This is a genomic window from Pseudomonas sp. NPDC079086, assembly GCF_044542155.1.
Taxonomy (GTDB): domain Bacteria; phylum Pseudomonadota; class Gammaproteobacteria; order Pseudomonadales; family Pseudomonadaceae; genus Aquipseudomonas.
Genome location: NZ_JBITTY010000002.1, coordinates 163,099 through 188,739 on the forward strand (window position 1 = coordinate 163,099; position 25,641 = coordinate 188,739).

The following is a 25,641-nucleotide window of genomic DNA, read 5'->3' on the forward strand; positions in this document are numbered from 1 at the left end:
CCGGTAAACGGCCGGCTTATGTGTGCAACGAGGATTATCCATGCAAGTTTCTGTTGAAAACACTTCTGCTCTCGAGCGCCGCATGACCGTTGGTGTCTCTGTTGAGCGCATCGAAACTGAAGTCAACAAGCGTCTGCAGCAGACTGCCCGCCGTGCCAAAGTTCCTGGTTTCCGCCCTGGCAAAGTGCCAATGAGTGTGATCCGTCAGCGTTATGAAGATGCTGCTCGTCAGGAAGCTCTGGGTGATCTGATCCAATCCACTTTCTACGAAGCCGTTGTTGAGCAGAAGCTCAATCCAGCTGGCGCTCCGGCCGTTGAGCCGAAGTCGTTTGAGAAAGGCAAGGATCTGGAATACGTTGCGACCTTCGAAGTATTCCCTGAATTCACCGTTGGCGGCTTCGAATCCATTGCCATCGAGCGCCTGCAGGCTGACGTGGCTGATGCTGACGTCGACAACATGCTGGAAATCCTGCGCAAGCAGAACACCCGCTTCGAAGCTGCCGAGCGCGCTGCTGAGAATGGCGACCAACTGAACATCGACTTCGTTGGCAAGATCGATGGCGAAGCCTTTGCGGGCGGTTCGGCTAAGGGTACTCAGCTGGTTCTCGGCTCTGGCCGCATGATCCCAGGCTTTGAAGATGCACTGGTAGGCGCCAAAGCTGGCGAAGAGCGCGTAATCAACCCGACTTTCCCGGCTGATTATCAGAACCTCGATCTGGCTGGCAAAACTGCCGAGTTCACCGTCACCGTCAACAGCATCGCGGCACCTCAGCTGCCTGAGCTGAATGATGACTTCTTTGCCCTGTTTGGCGTAAAAGAAGGTGGCCTGGAAGGCTTCCGCACCGAAGTGCGCAAGAACATGGAGCGCGAGCTGCGCCAGGCCATCAAATCCAAGATTAAAAACCAGGTGATGGACGGTCTGCTGGCTGCCAACCCGATCGAAGTGCCGAAGGCGCTGATCAGCAACGAAGTGGACCGTCTGCGTGTGCAGGCCGTTCAGCAGTTCGGTGGCAACCTCAAGCCTGATCAGCTGCCAGCTGAGCTGTTCGAAGAGCAAGCCAAGCGCCGCGTTGTGTTGGGTCTGGTTGTGGCTGAAGTGGTCAAGCAGTGCGAGCTGAAGCCGGATGACGCCCGTGTTCGCGAAATGATTCAGGAAATGGCTTCGGCTTACCAAGAGCCTGAGCAGGTTGTGGCCTGGTACTACAAAAACGACCAGCAAATGAACGAAGTGCGTTCGGTTGTACTGGAAGAGCAAGTTGTAGATACTGTTTTGCAGAAGGCCAACGTGACCGATAAAGCGGTCTCGTACGAAGAAGCAGTCAAGCCGGTAGAAGCACCACAAGCCGCCTGATTTCTTTACCTCGTTCGAATGCGTCATAAGCCAGCCGTCGTGCTGGCTTATGCGTATTTGTGACATGACTATTTAGGGAGCGAGTGCAAGCATGTCCCGCAATCCTTTTATGCAGCAAATGCCTGATATCCAAGCCGCTGGCGGCCTGGTACCCATGGTTGTCGAGCAGTCGGCTCGCGGTGAGCGCGCCTATGACATCTATTCGCGCCTGCTCAAGGAGCGAGTGATCTTTCTTGTAGGCCCTGTAGAAGACTACATGGCCAACCTGATCTGTGCGCAACTGCTGTTCCTTGAAGCGGAAAATCCGGACAAGGACATCCACCTTTACATCAACTCCCCAGGCGGTTCGGTGACGGCGGGTATGTCGATCTACGACACCATGCAGTTCATCAAGCCTAACGTGTCGACCACCTGTATTGGTCAGGCATGCAGCATGGGCGCATTCCTGCTGACCGCTGGCGCCGAGGGCAAGCGTTACTGCCTGCCGAACTCGCGCGTGATGATTCACCAACCTCTGGGCGGTTTCCAGGGTCAGGCGTCGGACATCGAGATCCACGCCAAGGAAATCCTGTTTATCCGCGAGCGCCTCAACACGCTGATGGCCAAGCACAGTGGGCACACCCTGGAAGAAATCGAGCGCGATACCAATCGTGATAACTTCATGAGCGCCGAAGCCGCTCGTGAGTATGGGTTGATCGACGCAGTGATTGAAAAGCGCCCCGCTTAATATAAGCAGCTCAAAATAGGGCAGGTCGGCGTGTCCGGCCTCCGGCGGGCTTGAAAAAGCCCGCATAAGCCTTCATCTTGTGTTGCAAGCCTATCGGATTTGGATCGAACGAATGACTGACACCCGCAACGGCGAGGACAACGGCAAGTTGCTTTATTGCTCCTTCTGCGGCAAAAGCCAGCATGAAGTGCGCAAATTAATTGCCGGCCCCTCGGTCTTCATCTGCGACGAGTGCGTAGACCTGTGCAACGACATCATCCGCGAGGAGGTGCAGGAGGCCCAGGCCGAGAGCAGTGCGCATAAACTGCCTGCCCCCAAGGAAATCAGCGGCATCCTTGACCAGTACGTGATTGGTCAGGAGCGTGCGAAGAAAATTTTGGCTGTAGCGGTTTATAACCACTACAAGCGCCTAAACCAGCGCGACAAGAAAGATGACATTGAGTTAGGTAAGAGCAACATTCTACTCATTGGTCCGACTGGCTCGGGTAAAACGCTGTTGGCTGAAACGCTGGCTCGTTTGCTCAACGTGCCCTTCACCATCGCTGACGCCACCACCCTGACCGAAGCCGGTTATGTGGGGGAAGACGTCGAGAACATCATTCAGAAGCTGTTGCAGAAGTGCGACTACGATGTAGAAAAAGCCCAGATGGGTATTGTCTATATCGATGAAATTGACAAGATTTCGCGCAAGTCCGACAACCCATCGATTACCCGCGATGTATCGGGTGAGGGTGTACAGCAAGCGCTGCTCAAGCTGATTGAAGGGACTGTGGCATCTGTGCCTCCGCAAGGTGGTCGTAAGCATCCACAGCAGGAATTTCTACAGGTTGATACGCGCAATATTCTGTTTATCTGTGGTGGTGCTTTTTCAGGGCTGGAGAAGGTTATTCAGGGCCGTTCGACCAAGGGCGGAATCGGTTTCAATGCCGAGGTTCGCAGCAAGGAAGAGGGCAAAAAAGTTGGCGAGTCACTGCGCGCTGTTGAACCTGATGATCTGGTCAAATTTGGCCTGATTCCTGAGTTCGTTGGTCGTTTGCCGGTTATCGCAACACTGGATGAGCTCGATGAAGCGGCTTTGGTGCAGATTCTGACCGAGCCGAAGAACGCTTTGACCAAGCAATATGGCAAGCTGTTCGAGATGGAAGGTGTAGAGCTGGAATTCCGTCCTGATGCGCTGAAGTCAGTTGCCCACAAGGCGCTTGAGCGTAAAACCGGTGCCCGCGGCCTGCGTTCAATTCTCGAAGGTGTCCTGCTCGATACCATGTACGAGATTCCGTCGCAGTCCGACGTCAGTAAGGTGGTTATCGATGAAAGTGTTATCGATGGCACCTCCAAGCCGTTGCTTATTTATGAGAATAACGAGCTGCCAGCCAAGGCTGCGCCTGACGCGTAACAGCGTTGTAACATGTTGAAAGCAAGGGGCCTGCGGGCCCCTTTGCTTTTGCTGCGCCAGCGCTTGTTTTTTGTTTGGGCTGCCCCCATCTTAGGGCTAAGGGTCATCCCATCTGTTTACGGCCGTATGGCCGCCGTAGAGCCGAAATCATGAAGACAACCATCGAATTGCCTCTCCTGCCGTTGCGCGATGTTGTGGTCTATCCGCACATGGTCATTCCGTTATTCGTCGGGCGTGAAAAATCCATTGAAGCCCTTGAGGCTGCGATGACGGGCGAGAAGCAGATTCTGCTCCTTGCTCAGAGAAATCCTGCTGACGACGACCCCGATGAGGCTGGTCTCTATCGCGTCGGTACCGTGGCCACTGTGTTGCAGTTGCTGAAACTGCCCGACGGCACCGTCAAGGTGCTGGTCGAAGGCGAGCAGCGCGGCGAAATTGAGCGTTTTATCGAAGTCGACGGTCATTGCCGGGCTGAAGTGCAACTGATTGACGAGGTTGATGCCGCCGAGCGTGAGTCCGAGGTCTTCACTCGCAGCCTACTCAGCCAGTTTGAACAGTACGTGCAGCTCGGCAAAAAGGTGCCTGCCGAAGTATTGGCGTCACTCAATGGCATTGATGAGCCGAGCCGTTTGGTCGATACCATGGCTGCGCATATGGTGCTGAAGATCGAGCAGAAGCAGGAAATTCTGGAAATCACCGATCTGGCTGCGCGGGTTGAGCATGTCCTGGCGCTGCTCGATGCGGAAATCGACCTGCTGCAGGTCGAGAAGCGCATCCGCGGCCGGGTCAAGAAACAAATGGAGCGCAGTCAGCGCGAGTACTATCTGAATGAGCAGATGAAGGCCATTCAGAAAGAGCTTGGCGACAGCGAAGAGGGCCATAACGAACTTGATGAGCTGAAAAAGCGCATCGAAAATGCTGGCCTGACGGCCGAGGCGCATACCAAAGCCAATGCCGAGCTGAACAAGCTCAAGCAGATGTCGCCGATGTCGGCTGAAGCCACCGTGGTGCGCTCCTACATCGATTGGCTGGTCAATGTGCCATGGAAGGCGCAGAGCAAGGTGCGCCTGGATCTGGCGCGTGCCGAAGCCATCCTGGATGCCGATCACTACGGCTTGGATGAGGTCAAGGAGCGCATCCTTGAATACCTCGCTGTGCAAAAACGTGTGAAAAAAATCAAAGGTCCGGTGCTTTGCTTGGTCGGTCCGCCTGGCGTGGGTAAAACCTCGCTGGCCGAGTCGATTGCCAGTGCCACCAACCGCAAGTTCGTGCGCATGGCACTTGGCGGCGTGCGTGATGAAGCAGAGATTCGTGGCCACCGCCGCACTTATATCGGCTCTATGCCGGGCCGTCTGATTCAGAAGATGACCAAGGTTGGCGTGCGTAATCCGCTATTCCTGCTCGACGAAATCGACAAAATGGGCCAGGACATGCGCGGCGATCCTGCCTCTGCGTTGCTCGAGGTGCTGGACCCAGAGCAGAACCACAACTTCAACGATCACTACCTGGAAGTCGACTACGATCTGTCCGATGTGATGTTCCTCTGCACCGCTAACTCGATGAACATCCCAGGTCCGTTGCTGGACCGTATGGAAGTGATTCGTCTACCGGGTTACACCGAAGCCGAGAAGATCAATATCGCGATCAAATACCTCGCGCCCAAGCAGGTTCAGGCCAACGGTCTGAAAAAGGTCGAGCTGGTTTTTGAGGACGCAGCGATCCGCGACATCATTCGCTACTACACCCGCGAAGCTGGGGTGCGCGGATTGGAGCGACAGATTGCCAAGGTGTGCCGCAAGGTGGTTAAGGAACATTCCACCGAGAAGCGTTTCCAGGTCACTGTCACGGCTGATTCGCTCGAACATTTCCTCGGCGTGCGCAAGCACCGCTATGGTTTGGCCGAGCAGCAGGATCAAATCGGCCAGGTTACGGGCCTTGCCTGGACTCAGGTTGGTGGTGAGTTGCTGACCATCGAAGCGGTGGTAGTGCCTGGCAAAGGCCAGTTGATCAAAACTGGTTCGCTCGGCGATGTGATGCTGGAGTCCATCACCGCTGCGCAGACAGTTGTGCGCAGTCGGGCTAAGAGTCTGGGCGTGCCTGTGGACTTCTATGAGAAGCAGGACATCCATATCCATATGCCGGAGGGGGCTACGCCCAAAGACGGCCCCAGCGCAGGCGTTGGTATGTGTACGGCGCTGGTTTCAGCCCTGACGCAGATCCCTGTACGTGCGGACGTGGCAATGACCGGTGAAATTACCCTGCGTGGTCAGGTATTGGCCATCGGTGGTTTGAAAGAAAAACTGCTGGCTGCTCACCGTGGTGGAATCAAGACGGTGATCATTCCAGAAGAGAATGTGCGCGATTTGAAAGAGATTCCGGAGAATATTAAGCAAGACCTGCAGATTAAACCGGTTAAATGGATTGACGAGGTCCTGCAAATTGCGCTGCAATACGCCCCGGAGCCCTTGCCTGATGCGGCTCCCATGGTTGCAAAGGATGAAAAGCGCGAGACTGATTCCAAGGAGCGAATTAGCACGCATTAGCCGGAGGGGTTTCTTGACACATTTTTAGAGCCCTTGTTATAAAGCGGCTCTTATCGTGTCAGCAGGCTCTCCGCACCAGCTTCGCTTACATTTAAAAGCAAGAAATAAACTCAATAGAAATTAAGGGGACTTAAGAGTGAACAAGTCGGAACTGATCGATGCCATCGCTGCATCTGCTGATATCCCAAAAGCTGTTGCCGGCCGTGCGCTGGACGCAGTAATTGAATCCGTTACTGGCGCTCTGAAGGCTGGTGACTCCGTAGTACTGGTTGGCTTCGGCACTTTCGCTGTTAAAGAGCGTGCTGCTCGCACTGGCCGTAACCCACAAACTGGTAACCCGATCAGCATCGCTGCTGCCAAGATTCCAGGCTTCAAAGCCGGTAAAGCTCTGAAAGACGCTGTCAACTAAGCCTCTTTCGGTTTTGCCCAGCAGATCAGTTGAATGACTGGTCTGATGCGGGGCGGGATGTTCAGTCAGTCATAACTTGCTGAACACGACGAATCAGCTGCTTGAGTTCGATCCGCTTCGCCAGTTACGAGAAGGCGCATCCACTGATGCGCCTTTCTTCTATCCGGATTTTACCCACACTGCGCGACTGCTTTATTTTTACAGTCGTTCTGGGGGACGCATGCTGCAAAACATCAGGGACAATTCACAGGGTTGGATTGCCAAAACCATCATCGGCATCATTGTCGCGCTGCTCGCGCTGACGGGTGTTGATGCCATTTTTACCAGCACCAGTAATAGCCAGAATGCCGCTGATGTGAATGGCGAGAAGATCACTTCCGCCGAGCTCAGCCAGGCTGTCGAGATGCAGCGTCGTCAGTTGCTGCAACAGTTGGGGCGCGATTTTGATGCCTCCTTGCTGGATGAGAAGCTGCTACGTGAAGCCGCCCTGAATGGTCTGGTTGAGCGTACCTTGCTGCTCGATAGCGCCAAAGACGCCAAGTTCGCTTTTTCGCAACAAGCGCTTGATCAGCTGATCTTGAAAACACCTGAATTTCTTGTCGATGGCCAGTTCAATGCTGAGCGATTCGATCAAGTTATCCGTCAGCTGGGTTACAGCCGCTTGCAGTTCCGTCAGATGCTAGAGCAGGAAATGCTCATCGGTCAGCTGCGCGCCGGCCTGGCAAACAGCGGTTTTGTCACCGATGCCCAAGTGCAAGCCTTTGCCGCACTGGAAAAGCAAACTCGCGACTTCGCTACCTTGACCCTCAAAGCTGATCTGGATGCCGTCACACTCAGTGACGATGACATCAAGGCCTACTATGAGGCTCAGGCCAGCGAGTTCATGAGCCCTGAGCAGGTTGTGTTGGAATACGTTGAGCTGAAAAAAGACGTCTTCTTCGATCAGGTTGAAGTTACCGATGAGGCGCTGCAAAGCGCTTATCAGAGTGAAATCGCCAACCTCGCCGAACAGCGTCGTGCCGCGCATATTCTGGTCGAGGTCAACGATAAGCTGAATGACGAACAAGCCCAGGCTAAGCTGGTTGCGGTGCAAAAGCGTCTTGAGCAGGGCGAAGATTTCGCCGCGCTGGCCAAAGAATTTTCCGATGATTCGGGTTCGGCAGGTGAGGGCGGTGATCTGGGCTTTGCCGGCCCGGGTGTGTATGACCCTGCCTTTGAAGAAGCGCTGTATGCGCTGGACGAAAATGCTGTGTCGGCTCCCGTACGCAGCGAGTTCGGCTGGCACCTGATCAAGCTCCTGGGCGTTCAGGCGCCGGAAGTACCGAGCTTGGCCAGCCTGGAAGAGAAACTGAAGCGCGACCTTAAGGCGCGTCAGGTTGAGCAGCGCTTTGTCGAAGTCTCCAAAGACCTCGAAGACGCTGCGTTTGAAGCGTCTGATCTGGCCCAGCCTGCTCAGGAGTTGGGTCTTGAGGTCAAGACCACTGACGCCTTCGGTCGTCAGGGTGGCACTGAAGGTCTCACGGCTAATCGTCAGGTGATTCAAGCGGCATTCAGCGATGAAGTGCTTGAAGACGGCAGCAACAGCAGTGTGATCGAACTCGACCCCAACACTGTTGTGGTGGTGCGCGTTAAAGAGCACAACAAACCTGAGCAGCTGCCGCTTGAGCAGGTTGCCGACAGTATCCGTGCCCAGCTGACCAAAGTCCGTGCAAGCGAAGCGGTGAAAGCTAAGGCTGAAGAGCAGTTGGCTGCTCTGCGTGACGTTCAGACGCCGGTGACCCAGGCCGATGCCAAGCAGGGCTGGAATGTGGTCGAAGCGGCCACTCGCAGCCAGGAAGGTATTGAACCGGTGGTGCTACAGGCGCTGTTCCGCATGCCCAAGCCTGAAGCGGCCGACAAGCCGACCTTCGCTGGTATCAGCCTGAGCAACGGTGATTTCGTGATCATCCGCCTCAACGGCGTGAGCCAGCCGGAGCAAACGCTGTCGGGGGAGGACAAGGCCATGTACAGCCGCTTCCTCGCCTCGCGCGTCGGTCAGCAGGACTTCGCCGCGTTCCGTAAGCAGTTGGAAGATACAGCGGATATCGAGCGCTTCTGATCGATGTGACTGAACAAAGCAATGGCAGGACGCCACTGTTAACGTCGCGTAGCAACGGCCCTTAGGGTAACTGCCAAGGATGGCAACGTATAAAAAAGGCCGCTTAAGTAAGCGGCCTTTTTTATTGCTGCGATTTAACGACTTACTCTTCCATGGCGCCCATGGCGGTGGTGTTGAAGCCGCCGTCGACGTACATGATCTCGCCGCTGACGCCTGAGGCCAGGTCGGAGCAGAGGAATGCGCCGGCGTTGCCGACTTCATCGATGGTCACGTTGCGGCGCAGCGGGGTCTGCTTCTCGTTGGCAGCGAGCATCTTGCGGAAGCTCTTGATCCCGGAAGCCGCCAGGGTGCGGATTGGGCCTGCGGAGATAGCGTTAACGCGAGTGCCTTCTGGGCCGAGGCTGCCGGCTAGGTAACGTACACCGGCTTCCAGGCTGGCCTTGGCCATGCCCATGACGTTGTAGTTCGGCATGGTGCGCTCGGCGCCCAGGTAGGACAGGGTCAGCAGGCTGCCGTTGCGGCCTTTCATCATTTCGCGGCCGGCTTTGGCCAGGGCAACGAAGCTGTAGGCGCTGATGTCGTGAGCGATACGGAAGCCTTCGCGTGTGGTGACGTCGGTGAAGTCGCCGTCCAGCTGGTCGCCCGGGGCGAAGCCAACGGAGTGAACGATGCAATCCAGGCCATCCCACTTCTTGCTCAGAGCCTCGAATACCGAGGCGATTTCCTCATCGTTGGCCACGTCGCAAGGGAAGCACAGATCAGCGTTCGAACCCCAATCAGCGGCAAAGCCTTCGACGCGGCCTTTGAGTTTTTCGTTCTGGTAGGTGAAAGCCAGTTCGGCGCCTTCACGGTGCATGGCTGCCGCGATGCCGGAGGCGATGGACAGTTTGCTGGCGACGCCAACGATCAGTACGCGCTTGCCGCTTAGAAAACCCATGGGTGTTGTTCCTCTTCCTGTCTACAAGAATTAACCAGCTGGGACCATAAAGGCTGCTTCCAGCAACTGCTGTGTATAGATGTCCTGTGGCGCGGCAAAGACACGTGCCGCCGGGCCTTGTTCGACTACTTTGCCCTGTTTGACCACCATCACCTGGTGGCTCAAGGCCCTGACTACCGCCAGGTCGTGACTGATAAACAGGTAGGTCAGGTTGTATTTGGCCTGCAGCGAGCGTAGCAGCTCGACTACCTGGCGCTGCACGGTACGGTCGAGGGCCGAAGTCGGCTCATCGAGCAGGATCAGTGCAGGTTTCAGCACCAGTGCGCGGGCGATGGCGATACGTTGGCGCTGGCCGCCAGAGAACTCATGGGGATAACGGTGGCGGGTTTCCGGGTCCAGGCCGACCTCTACCAGTGCGTCGATGATGGCCTGTTCTTGCTCGGCCTCGCTGCCCATACGGTGGATCTGCAAACCCTCGCCAACAATCTGGCCCACCGACATACGCGGGCTGAGGCTGCCGAAGGGGTCCTGGAAGACCACCTGCATCTGTCGGCGTAGCGGTCGGACATCCTCTTGCGACAGGTTGTCGATGGCCTGGCCCTGGAAGCGGATGCCGCCTTGGCTGCCGAGCAGACGCAGAATCGCCAAGCCTAGGGTGGATTTGCCCGAGCCGCTTTCGCCAACGATGCCCAGGGTATGCCCCTGCGGCAGGCTGAAATCGATGCCGTCCACGGCTTTGACGTGGTCGACGGTACGGCGCAGTAGGCCTTTTTTGATAGGGAACCAGACGCGCAGGTTATCGATTTCCAGCATGGGTTTGCCGGGTGGTTGATCAACCGGCCCGCCAGTAGGTTCTGCGCCCAGCAGTTCACGGGTGTAAGGGTGTTGTGGCGCTTTAAACAGCGTTTCGCATTCGGCTTGCTCGACGATATGTCCGCGCTGCATCACGCACACACGATGGGCAATGCGCCGCACCAGATTGAGGTCGTGGCTGATCAAGAGAATCGCCATGCCCAGGCGTGCCTGTAGGTCCTTGAGCAGTTCGAGGATCTTCAGCTGTACGGTGACGTCCAGCGCAGTGGTTGGCTCGTCGGCAATCAACAGCTCTGGCTCGTTAGCCAAGGCCATGGCGATCACCACGCGCTGGCGTTGGCCGCCCGACAGCTCATGTGGGTAAGCCTTGAGGCGCTTGTGCGGTTCAGGGATACCAACCAGTTCTAGTAGCTCTAGGGTGCGCGCAGTAGCAGCTTTGCCGCGTAGGCCCTTGTGCAGGGCGAGTACTTCGTTGATCTGCTTTTCGATGCTGTGCAGCGGGTTGAGCGAGGTCATGGGCTCCTGGAAGACCATAGCGATGCGGTTGCCACGAATACCGCGCAGCTTGTTCTCGTTCAGTTTGAGCAGGTCTTGCCCGGCGTAGTGAATGCTGCCGCTCGGGTGCTGGGCCAGGGGGTAGGGCAGCAGGCGCAGGATTGAGTGCGCGGTGACCGATTTACCCGAGCCGCTTTCGCCCACCAAGGCCAGCGTTTCGCCGCGCTTGATATCGAAGCTGACGCCTTCCAGCACGCGTTGTTTCAGGCTGCCGGTGACGAATTCGACAGCCAGGTCGCGGACTTCGATAAGGGTGTTGGAGTCGGTCATGTCATTTCCTCGGGTCGAAGGCATCGCGTGCGGCTTCGCCGATAAACACCAGCAAACTCAGCATTAGAGCTAGGACGGCAAAGGCGCTAATACCCAGCCAGGGTGCTTGCAGGTTGGATTTGCCCTGGGCGACCAGCTCGCCCAATGACGGCGCGCCAGGCGGCAGGCCGAAGCCGAGGAAATCCAGCGCAGTGAGGGTGCCGATCGCGCCGGTGAGGATGAACGGCATAAAGGTCATGGTGGAAATCATCGCGTTGGGCAGGATATGGCGGAACATGATCGAGCCGTTCTGCATGCCCAGGGCGCGGGCCGCGCGCACGTATTCCAGGTTGCGTCCACGGAGGAACTCGGCACGCACCACATCAACCAAACTCATCCAGGAGAACAGCAGCATGATGCCCAGCAGCCACCAGAAGTTCGGCTGCACGAAGCTGGCCAGAATGATCAGCAGATAGAGCACTGGCAGGCCCGACCAGATTTCCAGAAACCGCTGCCCGACTAAGTCGACCCAGCCGCCATAGAAGCCCTGCAAGGCCCCGGCAAACACGCCGATTACCGAGCTGGCCAGGGTCAGGATCAGGGCGAACAGCACCGAGATGCGGAAACCGTAGATCACTCGCGCCAGTACATCGCGGCCCTGGTCATCGGTGCCTAGCAGGTTCTCAGCCGACGGTGGCGCCGGGGCGGGCACCTGCAGGTCGTAGTTGATGCTGGAGTAGCTGTAGCGGATCGGCGGCCAGATCATCCAACCGTCCTTCTCCTTGAACAGCTCCTGGATATATGGGCTTTTGTAGTTGGCCTGCAGTGGGAATTCGCCGCCGAAGGTGGTTTCCGGGTAGCGCTTGAATACCGGGAAATACAACTCGTTGTCGTAACTCACCACCAGCGGCTTGTCGTTGGCAATCAGCTCGGCGCCGAGGGTAACGAAGAACAGCGCGAGAAATACCCACAGCGACCACCAGCCACGTTTGTGGGCCTTGAACAGCTGGAAGCGACGTTGATTGATTGGGGACAGTTTCATCTCAACCCTCCCGGCTTTCGAAGTCGATACGCGGATCGACCAGGGTGTAGGTAATGTCGCCGATCAATTTCACCACCAGGCCCAGCAACGTGAAGATAAACAGGGTGCCAAATACCACTGGGTAATCGCGGTTGATCGCGGCCTCGAAGCTCATCAGTCCCAGGCCGTCGAGGGAGAAGATCACCTCGATCAGCAGGGAGCCGGTAAAGAAGATGCCGATAAAAGCCGCAGGGAAGCCGGCGATGATGATCAGCATGGCGTTGCTGAATACATGGCCATACAGCACACGGGTATTGCTCAGGCCCTTGGCGCGGGCAGTAACCACATACTGTTTGTTGATCTCATCGAGAAAGCTGTTCTTGGTCAGCAGCGTCAGGGTGGCGAAGTTACCAATCACCAGGGCGGTAACGGGTAGCGCCAGGTGCCAGAAATAGTCGAGCAGCTTGCCGGTAAAACTCAGTTCGTCGAAGTTGTTCGAGGTCAGCCCGCGCAGCGGGAACCAGTCCCAGTAGCTGCCGCCGGCAAATAATACGATCAACAGGATGGCGAAGAGAAAGGCGGGGATGGCGTAACCGACGATGATCATTGAGCTGGTCCAGACGTCGAAGGCGCTGCCATGGCGGGTGGCCTTGGCGATGCCCAGCGGGATCGACACCAGGTACATGATCAGCGTGCTCCACAAACCCAGGGAAATCGACACCGGCATCTTCTCGATAATCAGGTCGATAACCTCGGCATCGCGAAAGAAGCTGGAGCCAAAATCCAGTTGTGCGTAGCTCTTGAGCATCAGCCAGAAACGTTCCGGGGCGGATTTGTCGAAGCCATACATACGCTCGATTTCCGCTACCAGCTCGGGGTCAAGGCCCTGAGCGCCGCGGTAGTTGGAGCCAGCCACGGACACCTCAGCACCACCGCCGGCAATCCGGCTGGTCGCGCCGTCAAAGCCCTCGAGCTTGGCGATCATCTGCTCGACTGGGCCACCGGGGGCGGCCTGGATGATGATGAAGTTGATCAGCAGAATGCCGAACAGCGTGGGGATGATCAGCAGCAACCGACGAAAGATATACGCCAGCATCTTATTGCTCCACGTCGGCAGTGTTCTGCGCGGCAGCTTCGTCGGCCGCCGCTTCAGGTGATTTTGCGCGGGCCCACCAGGTGTAGAGGCCTAAGTCGTATTTCGGGCTGACTTTGGGGTGCTCGAAACGGTTCCAGTAGGCCACGCGCCAGGTCTTGATATGCCAGTTGGGCACCACGTAATGGCCCCACAGCAGCACGCGGTCGAGGGCGCGGGTGTGGGTGATCAGGCTCTGGCGCGAATCGGCGTTGATCAGACCCTCGACCAGGCTGTCCACTGCCGGGTCTTTCAGGCCGATAAAGTTGCGGCTGCCGGGGTTGTCGGCGCTGCTGGAGTGCCAGTATTCGCGCTGCTCGTTACCGGGTGAGTTGGACTGACCAAAGCCTCTTACAATCAGATCATAGTCACGCGAGCGCTCCCGATTGACGTACTGGGATACATCGACGCGGCGGATCACCAGTTCAATGCCCAGGTCGGCTAGGTTGCGTTTAAACGGTAGTAGAACTCGCTCGAATTCGGCTTGCGCCAGCAGAAATTCGATGGTCACCGGTTTACCGGTGTTATCCAGCATCCTATCGCTATCGCTATCGACACGCCAGCCGGCTTCCTGGAGCAATTGATAGGCGCGGCGCTGCTGCTCACGAATGATGCCGCTGCCATCGGTGACCGAGGGCTGATATTCGTCGGTAAATACCTGAGGTGGAATCTGCGTGCGAAGTGGCTCCAGAAGCTTCAACTCATCAGCGGACGGTAGGCCGATGGAGGCCAGTTCGGAGTTGTCGAAATAACTGCGGGTGCGGGTGTAGGCGCCGTTGAACAGTTGACGATTGGTCCACTCGTAATCGAACAGCAGGCCCAGGGCTTCGCGCACGCGGCGGTCACTGAACAACGGACGGCGGGTGTTAAAGATAAAACCCTGCATTCCGGTGGGGTTGCGATTGGCGATCTCTTCCTTGATAAGCTGCCCATTGGCCACCGCGGCGGTGTTATAGGCGGTGGCCCAGTTCTTTGCGCTGGTTTCCAGCCAATAGTCGAATTGCCCAGCCTTGAGTGCTTCAAGGGCGACGGTGTTGTCGCGGTAGTAGTCGATTTCCAGGGTGTCGAAATTGTAAAAGCCGCGATTGACCGGCAAGTCCTTGCCCCACCAGTCCTTGACCCGCTCATAGCGAATCGAACGGCCGGCCTGCACGTCCGCCACCTTGTAAGGCCCACTGCCCAGCGGCACATCGAGGCTGCCTTTACTGAAGTCACGCTTGGCCCACCAGTGCTTTGGCAATACCGGCAATTGGCCGACGATCAGCGGCAGCTCACGGTTCCCAGCCTGCTTGAAAACAAAACGGACACTGTTGGGGCTTTCGACCTCGACCTTTTCGACATCGGCGTAATAGCCGCGGTACATCGGTGCGCCTTTGCTCATCAGCGTATCGAAGCTGAATTTGACGTCTTCGGCCGTCACCGGCTGACCGTCGTGGAAGCGTGCCTCGGGGCGCAGGTAGAAGCGTACCCAGGCGTTGTCCGGCGCTTTTTCGATTTTTTCTGCGAGCAGGCCGTAAACGGTGAAGGGTTCATCCAGGCTGGGGCGCGTCAGGCTGTCGTAGATGATGCCTATATTTTCTTCAGATACGCCCTTGGAAATGAAGGGGTTGAGGCTATCGAAGCCACCAAACCCGGCTTGGCGCAAGTTGCCGCCTTTGGGCGCATTCGGATTGACGTAGTCGAAGTGCTTGAAGTTGGCCGGGTACTTGGGTGGTTCGTCATACAGGGTTTGTGCGTGCTTGGGGGCGGCCAGGGCCAGACTGGCAACGCCAAGCAGGGCAATGCCACTGACGTGGATAAACAGGGCGCGCAATGCATGGGTCATTCAGCGTTCTCCATGGATTTCAGCCACCAGGTACGCAGGCCCAGGGTGTAGGACGGCGTGGTGACGAAGGCAAATCGGTTGCGGTAAGCCAGGCGGTGGTAGTCGATATACCAGTTCGGAATGCTGTAGTGCTGCCATAACAGTACCCGGTCGAGGGCGCGGGTAGCGGCGATCTGCTCGTCACGGCTCTGTGCCGACAGCAATTTTTCGATCATTGCATCGACCACTGGGTGGGTAACCCCTGCGTAATTCCTGCCGCCTTTGATCTTGGCCTGGGACGAGTGGAAATACTGCGATTGTTCAAGCCCTGGGCTGAGGGTTTGCGGCAGTGTGAGCAGAATCATGTCGAAGTCGTATTGATCGAGGCGCTGCTTGTACTGGGCGCGGTCGACGGTGCGCAGGTTGGCCTGGATGCCAATGCTGGCGAGGTTTTCGGTAAAAGGCTGGAGGATTCGTTCAAGGTTCGGGTTAACCAGCAAAATCTCGAAACGCAGCGGCTGCCCATCGCTATTGAGCAGGTGTTGGCCGGATGGCTTCCAACCGGCTTCGGCCAATAGACCGAGGGCGCGGCGCAAGGTTTCCCGCGGGATACCCCGGCCATCGGTCTGCGGCATGCTGAAGGGCTCGCTGAACAGTTGTGCCTGCAACTGCTTGCGGTAGGGCGACAGCAACAGCCATTCCGCACCTTCCGGTTTGCCGCGGGCGGAGAACTCGCTGTTGGGGTAGTAGCTTTTTGCGCGCGTGTACGAACTGTTGAACAGCGCGCGGTTGGCCCACTCGAAGTCGAACATCAGGCCCAGGGCTTCACGCACCTGTCGGTCGGCAAACACCGCGCGGCGGGTGTTCATAAACAGTGCCTGGGTCTGGGTTGGAATCTGGTGCGGGATTTCCGCCTTGACGACTTCACCACGGCTTAACGCCGGGAAGCGATAGCCGTTGGCCCAGTTCTTCGCCTGCTGTTCGATATAAATGTCGAATTCGCCGGCCTTGAATGCCTCGAAGGCTACATGGCTGTCGCGGTAGAACTCCACGTCGACTCGGTCGAAATTGTATTTGCCACGGTTGACTGGCAGCTTCGCGCCCCACCAGTCCTTGACCCGCTCAAAGCGCAGGCTGCGCCCAGGGCTGACCTGGGTAATCCGGTAGGGCCCGCTGCCCAGCGGCGGCTCATAGGTGGTGGCCTTGAAGTCGCGGTTTTTCCAGTAGTGCTGTGGCAGTACTGGTAATTCACCAAGGCGCAGGATCAGCAGGGAGTTGCCGGCGCGTTTGAGAACAAAGCGGATGCTGTGGCGATTAAGGATGTCGACCCGTTTTACTTCTTGCAGGTTGGTGCGGTATTGCGGATGACCTTCCTTGAGCAGCAAACGGTAGGAAAATGCCACGTCGTAGGCGGTGATCGGCTTGCCGTCGTGAAAGCGCGCGCCGGGGCGCAGGTTGAACACCACCCAGCTGCGATCATCGCTGTATTCCACCGACTCTGCGATCAGGCCGTAGCTGGAAGCGGGCTCATCACCGGAAGGGTCATAGGCGCCAGTGCCGACCATCAGCGGTGCATTCAGCTCGTTGACGCCGTATTGCAGAAAGTTGGCGGTGCTGATCGGGCTGCTGCCCTTGAGTGTGTAAGGGTTGAGCGTGTCGAAGGTGCCGTTGGCCATCATCCGCAGCGTGCCACCTTTGGGGGCTTCCGGGTTGACCCAGGAGAAATGGGTAAAGCTGGCGGGATACTTCAGCTCGCCAAACTGGGCGTAACCGTGGCTTTTATACAGAGTGGCCCAGGCAGATGAACTGATGGCCATGCAGAGAAGTAGCGAGAGGAGGGGACGTATCAAGTGAAATATCCGATCCGTGGCGTCTTGTGGGCTGCTGGTCAGGCACATTAACAGCTTGTATCGGCTGGAAAAAGGGTAGGTTCGCGGCCAAGCAATAGCGGCACTTTGGCTACACTGAGTTAACTAATTGTGAGGACATCATTTTGGTAACAGCCTGCCATGGTTTGCAGTCATGGATCGATCGCTTCAACCAAGCCGAATTACCCGCTCTGGCCGCTGTGGTGCAGGACCTGCACCGTTTGACCCTCGGCGACAAATCCTCTGTGCAGCAACTGGCGGATGTATTGCTACGCGATGCGGCCTTGACCACCAAGGTGCTGCGCATCGGCAATAGCGTCTATTACAACCCCTCCCAAGAACCTATCCGCACCATTTCCCGCGCCATCGTGCTGATCGGCTTCGACAACGTGCGTCAGATTGGGCTGTCGGTCAGCCTGATCGACGGCTTGCTGGCGCGCAGCTCGCGTGATCAGCTCGCCCAACTGTTGGCGCGTTCGTTTCATGCCGCCGTACAGGCACGCAATATTGCCGGCTACGTGCTGACAAAAAATGATGAGGAAGTATTTATCGCCGCCTTGTTACATAACGTCGGTGAGCTGGCGTTCTGGGGCTGCGCCGGTGATGCGGCGGATGATCTGGCCAGCGCCCTGGCTCAGCCCGGTGTCGATGAGGATGAAGTGGTGATGCAGCTGCTCGGCACCAGCTTTCGTCAGCTGAGTTTGTCGCTGGTGAAAAGCTGGAATCTGGGCGACACCGTCAGCCTGGCGCATCAATCGACCAGCCAGAATGATCCGGCGGTCAAAGCCGTGACCCTCGGGGCGAAGATCAGCCAGGCAGCGCTGGATGGCTGGGATACCCCGGTTATGGAGGCACTGGTCGGCCAGTTGGCGAGTTTTATTGGGGTGACTCCGCAGGAAGCCATGCAGCAGGTGCTGGCCAGTGCCGAGGAAACCGTGAAGATGGCCGCGACCTTCGGCGCCAGTCAACTGTGCAAACTGATTCCTAATACTGATCCGGAACAAATTCGACTGCAGCAGGAGCAGCGCAAGGCGCGCCTGTTACAGCCCAATTTATTGGTTTTGCAGCAGGCTCTGCAGGATCTCGGGCTGATGGTCTCGCGGCGCAGCGATCTCGGCCTGGTGCTCGACACCCTGTTCAAGGGGCTGCATCAGGGGGCTGGGCTGGAGCGCATCATGCTGGTGGTGCTGGCGGATGGGCAAAGCTGTTTTCGCGCCAAGCGGGTGGTTGGCGAAGGCACCGAGGGTTGGAGTCATGATTTCGTCTTGCCCGTGGCGCAGCAAGAGCAGCCGCATATTTTCAGTTATGCGCTGCGTAATAAAGAGGCGTTATGGATGGGCGTACCGGCCAGTTACAACCTTAATGAGTTGGTCACTCAGCCGATTCGCCAGCGCCTGGGGCAGGGCATGTTCTTTATCGCGCCGCTGTTGGCCGGCACCCGCGAAATTGGCTTGTTGTATGCCGACAGTCGGGTATCGGGGCGGGCGTTGAAGCACGAGCAGTTTGTCGCCTTTCAGCGCTTTGCCCAGTTGACCGGGCGTTGCCTGGAGGCGATGAGCAAGAAGGCCTGATCAGTTCAGGCTATATAGGGTCAGGGTTTGCCCTGGCTTGAGCGCCTTGCCGGCTTTAGGGTTCCAATTCTGCAGGCTCTTCATCGGCACTTTGAAGCGCTTGGCAATCAGGTACAGCGAGTCACCCTGGCGCACCTTGTAATAGGTCGCGCTCTGGCGTGGCGCGCTGCCGCTCCCACCACTGCTGGGTTTTCCAGTTTGCAAGGTGAGCACCTGGCCGACCCGCAGGTTGTTGCCGGAAAGCTTGTTCCAGCGCTGCACATCCTTGACGGCAACCTTGTGGTTCTTGGCAATCAGCCAGAGGTTGTCGCCGTTTTTCACCCGGTAGGTACGGCTCGGCGCGCTGTTTGCGACGCTGCGTTGGAACACTGGCTCGCGCGCCGGTACACCGGGCTGTGCGGGAATGCTCAGCACCTGGCCGATACGCAGGTTATTACTGGAGAGCTTGTTGATGTCTTTGAGGGTGTTCACGGTCAGCTGATGACGGTTGGCGATGCTGTGCAGGCTGTCGCCTGAACGCACCCGGTACTGCTGCCAGTCCACCAATTCCTGAGGTTTCATCAGTGAAAGGTTGGCGGTCAGCAGCTCGGCCTTGTCGGTTGGTATCAGCAGGTGCTGCGGGCCATCCAGGGTTATGCCTTTTTTAAACGCGGGATTGAGCAGATACAACTCGTCTTCATCCAGGTCGGCCATGGCGGCGACGCGCGCGAGATCCATGCGCTGGGTGAATTCAACCTTCTCGAAGTACGGCTCATTGGCAATCGGCGCGAGGCTGACGCCATAGGCTTGCGGCGTCATCACCACTTGCGAGAGGGCCAGCAGCTTGGGTACATAATTCTGGGTTTCCACCGGCAGCGAGAGATTCCAGTAATCGGTCGGCAGGCCGAGCTTCTGGTTACGCTCAATCGCTCGGCTGACGCGGCCTTCGCCGGCGTTGTATGCCGCCAGTGCCAAGAGCCAGTCGCCGTTGAACATTTCCTTGAGGCGGGTCAGGTAGCTGATCGCTGCATCGGTTGAGGCCATCACATCGCGGCGGCCGTCATACCAGTTGGTTTGGCGCAGGTTGAAGTTGCGTCCGGTAGAGGGGATGAACTGCCACAGCCCAACCGCATTGGCATGGGAGTAGGCCAGCGGGTTGTACGAGCTTTCGATCATCGGTAGCAGCGCCAGCTCCATCGGCATATTGCGCTGCTCCAGGCGCTCAACGATAAAGTGGATATAGGGGCTGCTGCGCTCGCCGGCTTTTTCAATAAACGAAGGGTTGCTGACGAACCACAGGCGTTGCTGCTCAATGCGCGGGTTGAGGGTGATGATGTCCTGCAGCTGGTAACCGTTGCGCACCCGCTCCCAGATGTCCTTGGGCTCTTCGGGGGCTGTTGCCACGCCGCTGTTGAGCCACTCCGGTTCCTGCTCAAGCCCGACGGCACGGTCGGTGTCGCGGCCGCTATCTGAGCTGTGCTGGTTGCCGGTCTGACAGCCTGCCAGGGTTATACAAGTGATCACCACAAACGCCTGAACGCCTTGTGCTAATGCCTTTAAATTCAAGGGTTTGCGTGGTGATAGAGGCATTGGCGGCGATGTACTTCCCGGCGAAAAGGTCGGGCGATTCTAGGAACCAGCATGCCCCTGGTCAAGTTTTAACCAGTCTTTTGTGTGGTTGTCGAGGTTTAGAAATGGTCCTTCCAAGCGCGTAAAGCCGCGAAAACCTGCGTTGGCGAGCGGCTTGCAGGCCCTTCGCGCTCGCTAATGCGGGCGCCGACCGACGGTTGTGCGCTACGTAGAAACGGATTGGTGGCACGTTCCAGGCCAATCGATGACGGCAGGCTGATTTGCCCAGCCTCGCGCCATTGGCTGACCTGCTCCAAGCGCTCCTTGATTTCAGAATTACTCGGTTCAACTGCTGCGGCAAAGCGCAGGTTGCTCAGGGTGTATTCATGGGTGCAGAACACCTGAGTCTGCTCGGGGAGGGCGGCCAGGCGGCTGAGCGAGTTGTGCATCTGCTCCGGGCTGCCTTCGAACAGGCGACCACAGCCGCCGGCAAACAGCGTGTCGCCACAGAACAGCCAGTGCTGCTCAGGCTGGATATAGGCAATATGCCCCAGGGTGTGTCCGGGCACTTCATATATGTCGAAGCGCTGGCCAAGCACATCGACCTGATCGCCGTCGCGCAGCGCCAGGTCACGGCCAGGGATATTCTCTCTGGCCGGGCCCAGCACCCGCGCACCTGTACTCGACTTCAGTCGTTCAATTCCGCCGACGTGATCGAAATGATGGTGAGTGATCAGAATGTCGCTCAACTGCCAGCCGGGATTGGCCGCCAGCCACGCTTCTACCGGTGCGGCGTCACCGGGGTCGACAACTGCGCAGCGGCGCTGCTCAGGGTCTTGTAGCAGCCATATATAGTTGTCGGAGAATGCAGGCAGGGCGTCGATTTTAATCATGAGTGGGTCGCTAAGCAGGGCACAAAGGTGCATCTTAGGGTGCAATGGCGGTGCTGGCTAATGCAGCACGATCTGCTGCGTGCCGGCCCTGCTGCGTTAAAAACGGGCTCTGGCTCGCGAGATCATATGTAGGCTCTAAGTCCCAGCTCGGTCGTGAATAATATGGGAGTAGCCCCTAATGTCCGATCACCCTTTTGCCCATGCCGACAGTGAGTGGCTCGACCTTATCGCGGCAGCGCGCAGTTGGCTGAGCGGTCCGCTCGGTCAGTTGTTGCTGGAGCAGGAGCGGCAACTGTTGGAAGAAGAGCTGGCGCGTTTCTTCGGTGGTTATCTGGTGTATTACGGTCCAGCCGCCGATACGCCGCCGGATGCTCAACAGATTCAGCGCAGCGTGCGCCTTGGCGCGCCGTTTAAGGGCGTGGAGATTGTTTGTGAGGAGCAATCCTGGCCGTTGACCGAACACGCTGCCGATGTAGTGGTGTTGCAGCATGGTCTGGATTTCAGCCTGTCGCCCCACGGCCTGCTCCGTGAGGCGGCGCGCAGCGTGCGCCCGGGTGGGCATCTGCTGATCGTCGGGATCAATCCAATGAGCAGCTGGGGAGCGCGTCATCTGTTTACCCGCGACGCGCTGCGCCAGGCCCGCTGTATTGCGCCCAGTAGGGTCAGCGACTGGTTGCACCTGCTGGGCTTCGCGCTGGAGAAACGCCGCCTCGGGTGCTATCGTCCGCCGCTTTCTGCGCCGGCCTGGCAAGCGCGGCTGGCTGGGCTGGAGCGACTGGGTGCGGCCTGGCAGCCGCCCGGTGGCGGTTTTTACGTGCTGGTGGCTCGCAAACTGGTGGTGGGGTTGCGGCCATTGCGCCAGCCCAGTAGGCAGCCGGTGGGCAAGCTGCTGCCAATGCCGGTAGCCAAAGTCAGCCGGCGTGAAACGCCGCAGAAATAGCATCGGCCGATAAATTGAGCGAGAGATTGTAGATACATGAGTGAACAGGTCGAGATCTACACCGACGGCGCCTGCAAGGGTAATCCTGGCGTTGGTGGCTGGGGCGCGTTGATGATTTTCAAAGGTGTGGAAAAAGAGTTGTGGGGCGGCGAGGCCGAGACCACCAACAACCGTATGGAAATGACCGCCGCGATCCGCGCTCTGGCCGAGTTGAAGCGCTCCTGCGATGTGCGTCTGGTTACCGACTCGCAGTATGTGATGCAGGGCATTCAGGACTGGATGCCGAACTGGAAGAAGCGCGGCTGGAAAACTGCCGCCAAGCAACCGGTGAAAAATGCCGACCTGTGGCAGCAGCTGGATGAGCAGGTAAACCGCCACAACGTCACCTGGCAATGGGTGCGCGGCCATACCGGTCATCCGGGTAATGAGCGTGCCGACCAATTGGCCAATCGCGGTGTTGATGAAGTAAGAGGGTTGAAGCATGCGTAGTGTGGTTCTGGATACTGAAACCACGGGTATGCCGGTGGCCGATGGCCATCGCGTCATCGAAATCGGTTGTGTTGAACTGATCGGCCGGCGCCTGACCGGGCGGCATTTCCACGTTTACCTGCAGCCTGATCGCGAGATCGATGAAGGCGCAATTGCCGTCCACGGCATCACCAATGATGCGTTGAAAGACAAGCCGCGCTTCAAGGAAGTCGCTGATGAGTTCTTCGAATTCATCAAGGGCGCGCAGCTGATCATCCACAACGCGGCGTTCGACGTTGGCTTTATCAACAACGAATTTGCCCTGATCAAGCAGGACGACCGCGCTGATATAAGCGAGCACTGCTCGATCCTCGACACCCTGATGATGGCCCGCGAGCGCCACCCAGGGCAGCGCAATAACCTCGACGCCCTGTGCAAACGTTATGGCGTCGACAACTCTGGCCGTGACCTGCACGGCGCCTTGCTCGATGCCGAGATTCTCGCCGACGTCTACCTGACGATGACCGGCGGGCAGACCAATCTGTCCCTCGCTGGTGATGGTTCGGAAGGCGACAGCAATGGCCGCCAGCAGCCCAGCGCGATTCGCCGCTTGCCTGCTGAGCGGGCGCGTACGCGGGTTATCCAGGCTAGCGCTGCCGAGCTGGCCGAGCACGCCGCACGCCTGGCAATTATCGAGAAGTCCGCTGGCGCACCGCCGCTCTGGGTGCAGATGGAGCAGTCGAAAGCCGAGGCCTGATTGCGTCGCGAGTTATCCGCTCGCGACCTTTTCGTACAGCGTCACGCAGAGGGGGTTCCGCCTGGCTGAGCCAGCCTCTACCCTGAGGCGATAGGCAGGCTAGGGCCTGTCACTCCCAGGGACGCCACAATGTATAAAGACCTCAAGTTTCCCGTCCTGATTGTGCACCGTGACATCAAGGCCGATACCGTGGCCGGTGACCGGGTACGCGCCATCGCCCAAGAACTGGAGCAGGACGGCTTCAGCATTCTTTCCACCGCCAGTTCCGCCGAGGGGCGCATCGTGGCCTCCACGCACCACGGCCTAGCCTGCATTCTGGTCGCCGCCGAAGGTGCGGGTGAAAACAAAAACCTGCTGCAGGACATGGTCGAGCTGATTCGTATCGCTCGCCGTCGCGCGCCGCAGTTGCCGATTTTCGCCTTGGGCGAGCAGGTGACCATCGAGAACGCGCCGGCCGAGGCCATGGTCGATCTCAACCAGCTGCGCGGCATTCTCTATTTGTTCGAAGATACCGTGCCGTTCCTCGCGCGCCAGGTGGCCCGTGCCGCACGCAATTATCTGGACTGTCTGCTGCCGCCATTCTTCAAGGCGCTGGTGCAGCACACCGCACAATCCAACTATTCCTGGCACACGCCCGGCCATGGCGGCGGGGTGGCCTATCGCAAGAGCCCGGTTGGGCAAGCGTTTCACCAGTTCTTTGGTGAAAACACCCTGCGTTCTGACCTTTCGGTATCGGTGCCGGAGCTGGGCTCGCTACTTGATCACACCGGCCCGTTGGCTGAGGCGGAAGCCCGCGCGGCGCGTAACTTCGGCGCAGACCACACTTACTTCGTTATCAATGGTACCTCGACGGCGAACAAGATCGTCTGGCACTCCATGGTCGGACGTGATGACCTGGTTCTGGTGGATCGCAACTGCCATAAGTCGATCCTGCATTCGATCATCATGACCGGTGCGATCCCGCTGTACCTGTGCCCGGAGCGTAACGAACTGGGCATCATCGGCCCGATTCCGCTGAGCGAGTTCAGCCGTGAGTCGATTCAGGCGAAGATCGATGCCAGCCCGCTGGCACGCGGCCGTGTGCCGAGCAGCAGTGGGGCGATGGTCAAGCTGGTGGTGGTGACCAACTCCACTTACGACGGCCTTTGCTACAACGCCGAGCTGATCAAGCAGACCTTGGGCAACAGCGTGGAAGTGCTGCATTTCGACGAGGCCTGGTATGCCTATGCAGCGTTTCACGAGTTCTATGCCGGGCGTTACGGCATGGGCACTGCGCGCACTGAAGATGCGCCGCTGGTGTTTACCACCCATTCGACGCACAAGTTACTGGCGGCCTTCAGCCAAGCCTCGATGATTCATGTGCAGGATGGCGGTGTGCGTCAACTGGACCGTGACCGCTTCAACGAAGCCTTTATGATGCACATCTCCACTTCGCCGCAGTACGGCATCATCGCCTCGCTGGACGTGGCCTCGGCAATGATGGAAGGCCCGGCAGGGCGCTCGCTGATTCAGGAGACCTTCGATGAGGCCCTGAGTTTCCGCCGCGCCCTGGCCAATCTACGGCAGAACCTCAGTAGCGATGATTGGTGGTTCAGCATCTGGCAGCCGGCTAAGGCAGAAGGCACCGATGATGTGGTGACTCAGGACTGGCTGCTGCAGCCACAAGCCGAGTGGCATGGCTTTGGTGATGTGGCCGAAGATTACGTACTGCTTGATCCGATCAAGGTGACCCTGGTGACGCCGGGACTGACTGCCGATGGCAAGCTGGACGAGCGCGGCATTCCGGCGGCTGTGGTTAGCAAATTCCTCTGGGAGCGCGGCCTGGTGGTGGAGAAGACTGGCCTGTATTCCTTCCTGGTGCTGTTCTCCATGGGCATTACCAAGGGCAAATGGAGCACGCTGCTGACCGAGCTGCTGGAGTTCAAACGCAGCTACGACGCCAACCTGCCGTTAAGCGATGTACTGCCTTCGATTGCCCAGGCCGGTAAAACCTTCTATCAGGGTATGGGCCTGCGCGATCTGTGTGATGCCTTGCATGCCTGCTATCGCGAAAACGCCACGGCCAAGGCGCTCAAGCGTATGTACACGGTGCTACCGGAAGTGGCGATAAAACCTGCCGATGCCTACAACCAGCTGGTGCGCGGCGAAGTTGAGGCGGTGCCAATTGAGCAGCTGGAAGGCCGTATTGCTGCGGTGATGCTGGTGCCATATCCGCCAGGTATTCCGCTGATCATGCCGGGTGAACGCTTTACCGCGCAGACCCGCTCGATCATTGACTACCTAGCCTTTGCCCGCACCTTTGATCGCAGCTTCCCCGGTTTCGATGCCGATGTGCACGGCCTGCAGCGTGAGGAAGGCGTCTACACCGTGGACTGCATCAAGGCCTGAGCCTGCTCTGTCCTATAGCGTTGCTTGGCGGCGCCGACGTTATTCGTCGGCTTACCGCCTGTCTTTCTCAGTAGATCAAGCGCTTATCGCCGATAAGTAAAAATTGAGCTTAACTTTGATGACGTGGTCTGCGTCACAGTGGCCAGCATCGACATTTGTCGGTTGGTTGTTATAGT

Annotated in this window: 19 protein-coding genes; 11 read left to right on the forward strand and 8 right to left on the reverse strand. The window is 58.0% G+C overall.

Annotated features, from left to right (window positions below):
* Positions 1 to 40 precede the first annotated feature (40 nt).
* The 6 genes from tig (at position 41) to ACIGEK_RS10295 (ending at position 8,521) form a co-directional block, all read left to right on the forward strand.
* Positions 41 to 1,351 carry a trigger factor gene (gene tig, locus ACIGEK_RS10270; RefSeq protein WP_397493238.1) on the forward strand — a complete coding sequence of 437 codons (1,311 nt, stop codon included), beginning with the start codon at positions 41 to 43 and terminating at the stop codon, positions 1,349 to 1,351.
* A 91-nt stretch (positions 1,352 to 1,442) separates the two neighbouring features.
* Positions 1,443 to 2,078, forward strand: coding sequence for an ATP-dependent Clp endopeptidase proteolytic subunit ClpP (gene clpP / locus ACIGEK_RS10275; protein WP_090241800.1), 636 nt, complete (start codon positions 1,443 to 1,445; stop codon positions 2,076 to 2,078).
* A 112-nt stretch (positions 2,079 to 2,190) separates the two neighbouring features.
* The gene (gene clpX, locus ACIGEK_RS10280) at positions 2,191 to 3,471 is read left to right on the forward strand and encodes an ATP-dependent Clp protease ATP-binding subunit ClpX (protein WP_397493239.1); all 1,281 of its coding nucleotides are present in this window, start codon (positions 2,191 to 2,193) and stop codon (positions 3,469 to 3,471) included.
* 149 nt (positions 3,472 to 3,620) lie between these two features.
* Entirely contained in the window at positions 3,621 to 6,014 is a 2,394-nt protein-coding gene (gene lon / locus ACIGEK_RS10285) for an endopeptidase La (RefSeq protein ID WP_304869314.1), read from the forward strand.
* Between the two features lie 136 nt (positions 6,015 to 6,150).
* The gene (hupB, locus tag ACIGEK_RS10290) at positions 6,151 to 6,423 is read left to right on the forward strand and encodes a nucleoid-associated protein HU-beta (RefSeq protein ID WP_010490206.1); all 273 of its coding nucleotides are present in this window, start codon (positions 6,151 to 6,153) and stop codon (positions 6,421 to 6,423) included.
* 220 nt (positions 6,424 to 6,643) lie between these two features.
* On the forward strand, positions 6,644 to 8,521 hold the full coding sequence (locus tag ACIGEK_RS10295) for a SurA N-terminal domain-containing protein (protein WP_397493240.1): 1,878 nt from the start codon (positions 6,644 to 6,646) through the stop codon (positions 8,519 to 8,521).
* Positions 8,522 to 8,663: 142 nt separating this feature from the next.
* Here ACIGEK_RS10295 and fabI read toward each other — a convergent pair whose 3' ends face one another.
* From fabI to ACIGEK_RS10325, 6 genes are read right to left on the reverse strand one after another with little or no spacing between them, the layout of a single operon-like run.
* Positions 8,664 to 9,458 carry an enoyl-ACP reductase FabI gene (fabI, locus tag ACIGEK_RS10300; protein WP_274086671.1) on the reverse strand — a complete coding sequence of 265 codons (795 nt, stop codon included), beginning with the start codon at positions 9,456 to 9,458 and terminating at the stop codon, positions 8,664 to 8,666.
* Positions 9,459 to 9,488: 30 nt separating this feature from the next.
* Positions 9,489 to 11,096, reverse strand: coding sequence for an ABC transporter ATP-binding protein (locus tag ACIGEK_RS10305; RefSeq protein WP_397493241.1), 1,608 nt, complete (start codon positions 11,094 to 11,096; stop codon positions 9,489 to 9,491).
* 1 nt (position 11,097) lies between these two features.
* Positions 11,098 to 12,117, reverse strand: a complete 1,020-nt coding sequence (locus tag ACIGEK_RS10310; protein ID WP_397493243.1) for an ABC transporter permease — start codon at positions 12,115 to 12,117, stop codon at positions 11,098 to 11,100.
* A 1-nt stretch (position 12,118) separates the two neighbouring features.
* Positions 12,119 to 13,192, reverse strand: coding sequence for a microcin C ABC transporter permease YejB (locus ACIGEK_RS10315; RefSeq protein ID WP_397493244.1), 1,074 nt, complete (start codon positions 13,190 to 13,192; stop codon positions 12,119 to 12,121).
* A 1-nt stretch (position 13,193) separates the two neighbouring features.
* A complete protein-coding gene (locus ACIGEK_RS10320) occupies positions 13,194 to 15,053 on the reverse strand; it encodes an extracellular solute-binding protein (RefSeq protein ID WP_397493245.1) in 1,860 nt (619 codons plus the stop codon).
* Positions 15,050 to 16,879, reverse strand: coding sequence for an extracellular solute-binding protein (locus ACIGEK_RS10325; protein ID WP_397493991.1), 1,830 nt, complete (start codon positions 16,877 to 16,879; stop codon positions 15,050 to 15,052). The genes ACIGEK_RS10320 and ACIGEK_RS10325 overlap by 4 nt, the downstream gene beginning before the upstream one ends.
* Before the next feature lie 146 nt (positions 16,880 to 17,025).
* Here ACIGEK_RS10325 and ACIGEK_RS10330 point away from each other — a divergent pair, with 146 nt between their 5' ends.
* Positions 17,026 to 18,471 carry an HDOD domain-containing protein gene (locus tag ACIGEK_RS10330; RefSeq protein ID WP_397493246.1) on the forward strand — a complete coding sequence of 482 codons (1,446 nt, stop codon included), beginning with the start codon at positions 17,026 to 17,028 and terminating at the stop codon, positions 18,469 to 18,471.
* Here ACIGEK_RS10330 and ACIGEK_RS10335 read toward each other — a convergent pair whose 3' ends face one another.
* Together ACIGEK_RS10335 and gloB are read right to left on the reverse strand one after the other, a co-directional pair.
* A complete protein-coding gene (locus ACIGEK_RS10335; protein ID WP_397493247.1) occupies positions 18,472 to 20,040 on the reverse strand; it encodes a LysM peptidoglycan-binding domain-containing protein in 1,569 nt (522 codons plus the stop codon).
* 98 nt (positions 20,041 to 20,138) lie between these two features.
* Positions 20,139 to 20,912, reverse strand: a complete 774-nt coding sequence (gene gloB, locus ACIGEK_RS10340) for a hydroxyacylglutathione hydrolase (RefSeq protein ID WP_397493248.1) — start codon at positions 20,910 to 20,912, stop codon at positions 20,139 to 20,141.
* Between the two features lie 178 nt (positions 20,913 to 21,090).
* Between gloB and ACIGEK_RS10345 the strand changes: the two genes are divergently transcribed.
* The 4 genes from ACIGEK_RS10345 to ACIGEK_RS10360 all read left to right on the forward strand — a co-directional run bounded on the left by ACIGEK_RS10345 (position 21,091) and on the right by ACIGEK_RS10360 (position 25,465).
* Entirely contained in the window at positions 21,091 to 21,852 is a 762-nt protein-coding gene (locus ACIGEK_RS10345; RefSeq protein ID WP_397493249.1) for a class I SAM-dependent methyltransferase, read from the forward strand.
* 36 nt (positions 21,853 to 21,888) lie between these two features.
* On the forward strand, positions 21,889 to 22,341 hold the full coding sequence (rnhA, locus tag ACIGEK_RS10350; protein WP_397493250.1) for a ribonuclease HI: 453 nt from the start codon (positions 21,889 to 21,891) through the stop codon (positions 22,339 to 22,341).
* Entirely contained in the window at positions 22,334 to 23,077 is a 744-nt protein-coding gene (dnaQ, locus tag ACIGEK_RS10355) for a DNA polymerase III subunit epsilon (RefSeq protein ID WP_397493251.1), read from the forward strand. The genes rnhA and dnaQ overlap by 8 nt, the downstream gene beginning before the upstream one ends.
* Positions 23,078 to 23,206: 129 nt before the next feature.
* Positions 23,207 to 25,465, forward strand: a complete 2,259-nt coding sequence (locus ACIGEK_RS10360) for an Orn/Lys/Arg decarboxylase N-terminal domain-containing protein (RefSeq protein WP_397493252.1) — start codon at positions 23,207 to 23,209, stop codon at positions 25,463 to 25,465.
* Positions 25,466 to 25,641 lie beyond the last annotated feature (176 nt).

Bases quoted from the DNA above. Each gene is read 5' to 3' on its own strand.
- ACIGEK_RS10310 (WP_397493243.1), bottom strand. From the start codon at position 12,117: ATGAAACTGTCCCCAATCAATCAACGTCGCTTCCAGCTGTTCAAGGCC.
- ACIGEK_RS10345 (WP_397493249.1), top strand. From the start codon at position 21,091: ATGTCCGATCACCCTTTTGCCCATGCCGACAGTGAGTGGCTCGACCTT.
- ACIGEK_RS10305 (WP_397493241.1), bottom strand. From the start codon at position 11,096: ATGACCGACTCCAACACCCTTATCGAAGTCCGCGACCTGGCTGTCGAA.
- rnhA (WP_397493250.1), top strand. From the start codon at position 21,889: ATGAGTGAACAGGTCGAGATCTACACCGACGGCGCCTGCAAGGGTAAT.
- ACIGEK_RS10360 (WP_397493252.1), top strand. From the start codon at position 23,207: ATGTATAAAGACCTCAAGTTTCCCGTCCTGATTGTGCACCGTGACATC.
- tig (WP_397493238.1), top strand. From the start codon at position 41: ATGCAAGTTTCTGTTGAAAACACTTCTGCTCTCGAGCGCCGCATGACC.
- ACIGEK_RS10335 (WP_397493247.1), bottom strand. From the start codon at position 20,040: ATGCCTCTATCACCACGCAAACCCTTGAATTTAAAGGCATTAGCACAA.
- dnaQ (WP_397493251.1), top strand. From the start codon at position 22,334: ATGCGTAGTGTGGTTCTGGATACTGAAACCACGGGTATGCCGGTGGCC.
- ACIGEK_RS10315 (WP_397493244.1), bottom strand. From the start codon at position 13,192: ATGCTGGCGTATATCTTTCGTCGGTTGCTGCTGATCATCCCCACGCTG.
- lon (WP_304869314.1), top strand. From the start codon at position 3,621: ATGAAGACAACCATCGAATTGCCTCTCCTGCCGTTGCGCGATGTTGTG.
- gloB (WP_397493248.1), bottom strand. From the start codon at position 20,912: ATGATTAAAATCGACGCCCTGCCTGCATTCTCCGACAACTATATATGG.
- clpP (WP_090241800.1), top strand. From the start codon at position 1,443: ATGTCCCGCAATCCTTTTATGCAGCAAATGCCTGATATCCAAGCCGCT.
- ACIGEK_RS10295 (WP_397493240.1), top strand. From the start codon at position 6,644: ATGCTGCAAAACATCAGGGACAATTCACAGGGTTGGATTGCCAAAACC.
- clpX (WP_397493239.1), top strand. From the start codon at position 2,191: ATGACTGACACCCGCAACGGCGAGGACAACGGCAAGTTGCTTTATTGC.
- fabI (WP_274086671.1), bottom strand. From the start codon at position 9,458: ATGGGTTTTCTAAGCGGCAAGCGCGTACTGATCGTTGGCGTCGCCAGC.
- ACIGEK_RS10320 (WP_397493245.1), bottom strand. From the start codon at position 15,053: ATGACCCATGCATTGCGCGCCCTGTTTATCCACGTCAGTGGCATTGCC.